We start from the raw sequence: 2,511 nt of genomic DNA, 5'->3' as shown, positions 1-2,511 counted from the left end.
GGGGGTTTGAGTCCGATGGAGTATAGACGCAGTCTTGGAATTGCTTAATTCAGGTCCAAGAAAGCGTCCGCACCCCCGTGGTTAATGACTTTGGAGAGAGTAACTGCAAGTTTCAACTCTTTCAGGCGTTTACGGGTTTCTTTGCGAGTAGTTTTCTTTCTTGTTTTCTTGGTAAAAACCTCCTTCCTTGTTGGGTTTGCGAAAAAATAGTTTGTTTTGTCACTTCTATTATCGCTCAAATCCCCGAAAAGTGGGGGTTTTTTATATTATTTTTTTACTCGTCAAAGCTGCACCAATGTAGCCCTATTAAGCACCTATGTTGTCAGCTTTTTCATTCCATTAAATTCCATAATTCAATAAATTTATAATAACTGCCCTCACAGCAATAATATCATCTTTAGACTTTATATTATCCAATTCAAACACTTCTTTCAGCCCCCCTTCTTTATCAAAAAAAATATATATCTTATCTGTGTCAATCACTAGCACATTGTCTTTATAAATATTATCAGATATCACTTTATCTGTTGTTAAATATAACTGTTTTAAATTGCAATATGACGTTAACTGAGATCTTATATCCTTTTCTGCCGAAACTGATAGCTTAACCTCTACAGGCAAATATTTACCATTCAATTTTATTACATTGTCTACAAATGTTTTACATCTATTTTCTTTTTTACATCCACATTCTTTATAAAAAGCTTTTGTATCACCCAAATTCTTCAAGAATCTATCCACATAAAAAGCCCTAAACTGTGCTTCAAGAAAAAAACCTCGTCTATGACAATTTACTATTTCTAGCCAATTGTCATCATTCAGCTTATGTAATGGCATAGGCTCTGCAACTGAATTTTTTAAATATTCTTCTATAATATTGTTCCTTTTCAAAATCAAGTTCTTAATAAGCTCAAATTTTTCGCTAAAAATCGGCGTTATGCTGCTTTGTCTCGAAACTTCTATTTCAACTCCAAATTCTGACATATCAATTAAGTTTTCCAGCAAAAAAATATCATCAATCGGTGCAAATATATTGCTTTTCCAATGTAGATTCGCATTATCTATTTTATCATAAATAGGCTTTCCTGAAATTCTTCCTATTGCAAATATTTTTCCACCATATATATCATGTATTTTTTTTGCCCTTATCAAAGCATTCATAATTGTCCAAAAGTCATTATCGGAATAGTTTTCTCTATTTCTCAATAACTCCTTTTTTAATTTTCTAATTTTATTATTCGCAGTTTTTGCATGCATAAAAAAAAACAATATCACCCTTCTTGCACCATTTTGATGCTGTCCATTCAGTTTTTCGCTCCTCATAATATTCACCAGCATCGCCCCCTCTTATAACTTCTTCCATATCAAAGGAATGCGCATAATTATAAACTTTATCTAGCGAATTTGGGAAAGAGATATTTGATATATACGCCTGAACATAATTCACTGCAAATTACTCCTTTCTTACTCCTGTCCACTTTACTCATCCGTTTTTTTTCAGTCCTATTTTTTGCCGGGGACAGGCACTTTGGTCACATTATACTATAAAAAGGCATCGTTCTATTTTTAAAACTTTTTATTTTCCCCATGTAAAGTTACACTATCAATATCATTTTTCAAACTACATTTTTCAAGAAATAGTTCTTATTATTTCGACAGAATCGCAAAACAATCAAACAAAATGCCCAAGCGTCTAATCTCTTCTGAATAAATTTCTTCCTGCTCATCAAAACTTGATACCCCTAATGTCTCTACAATATGTCGTTTTATATCATCCATTTTTTTCAATGATAATAAATGGTCAAAAAAAATTCTATAATCATGAAGTATATATAATGGGGACATTATCATTCGTACATCCATACTAAGAACTTTACAACTAAGCATCTGTAATATTGCTTCAAGAAGTTTTATTGATTGCCACTTTTTATAGTTACAATCTCGTTTCTGTTCACAATAAAGTTTTTCATACAGCTTTCTCATTTGCTCAACATCGAATCCTTCAATCAAAACTTTATCATATGCATTTATTACTTCAGAAATATTCTGTTCTGAAAATATAACTGGATGTTTTATTTTTTTCTCATGCATCACACATTCTTCAGCTAGATGATATATATCAATATTATATTTCTTCTTAATATTCTTAATAAATATCTCTTTATTAAGTAAAATTTGTTTTTCCGCAATCGGCTTACTAAACACACATCTCAATTGTGCTCTATAAAAATCAGAATCAATTAGCAAATGATCCGACTCAACATTAAATGGTTTTAAGATATTTTTTGTCTTATCATCTAATACAGCAATATCACCAAGCCACATAATTAATTTTCCAGCAGTATTAAATCCAAATGGAACATCCCATTCATATTGATATCTTCCTGATAAATCTTTTTTTCCTATTTTACCATAACTCTCTGAAAAAATATTCGTAAACGCTCAATAGTGGATGCGTAGACAGTGACCTCATTTTTTGAGATAATAGCCTCGACAAATGATAATGCTCTA

Annotated in this window: 2 protein-coding genes; both read right to left on the bottom strand. The window is 31.2% G+C overall.

All coding sequences use genetic code 11. The annotated features are described in order from the left end of the window. Positions 1 to 339: 339 nt before the first annotated feature. Positions 340 to 1,338 (bottom strand): hypothetical protein, encoded by a 999-nt coding sequence (locus tag LKD48_RS16305; RefSeq protein ID WP_308732640.1) that lies wholly within the window; start codon positions 1,336 to 1,338, stop codon positions 340 to 342. A gap of 309 nt (positions 1,339 to 1,647) precedes the next feature. Continuing rightward, positions 1,648 to 2,325, bottom strand: a complete 678-nt coding sequence (locus LKD48_RS16300) for a hypothetical protein (RefSeq protein WP_308732638.1) — start codon at positions 2,323 to 2,325, stop codon at positions 1,648 to 1,650. Positions 2,326 to 2,511: the final 186 nt, after the last annotated feature.

Origin of the sequence: Anthropogastromicrobium aceti (assembly GCF_020687335.1) — a bacterium.
Classification (GTDB): Bacteria; Bacillota; Clostridia; order Lachnospirales; family Lachnospiraceae; genus Anthropogastromicrobium; species Anthropogastromicrobium aceti.
The sequence above is the reverse complement of the archived record's forward strand: the minus strand, read 5'-3'. Positions and strand labels throughout refer to the sequence as shown.

Coding starts and splice junctions, on each gene's coding strand:
- LKD48_RS16305 (WP_308732640.1), bottom strand. CDS start 1,338: ATGCTGGTGAATATTATGAGGAGCGAAAAACTGAATGGACAGCATCAA.
- LKD48_RS16300 (WP_308732638.1), bottom strand. CDS start 2,325: ATGTGGCTTGGTGATATTGCTGTATTAGATGATAAGACAAAAAATATC.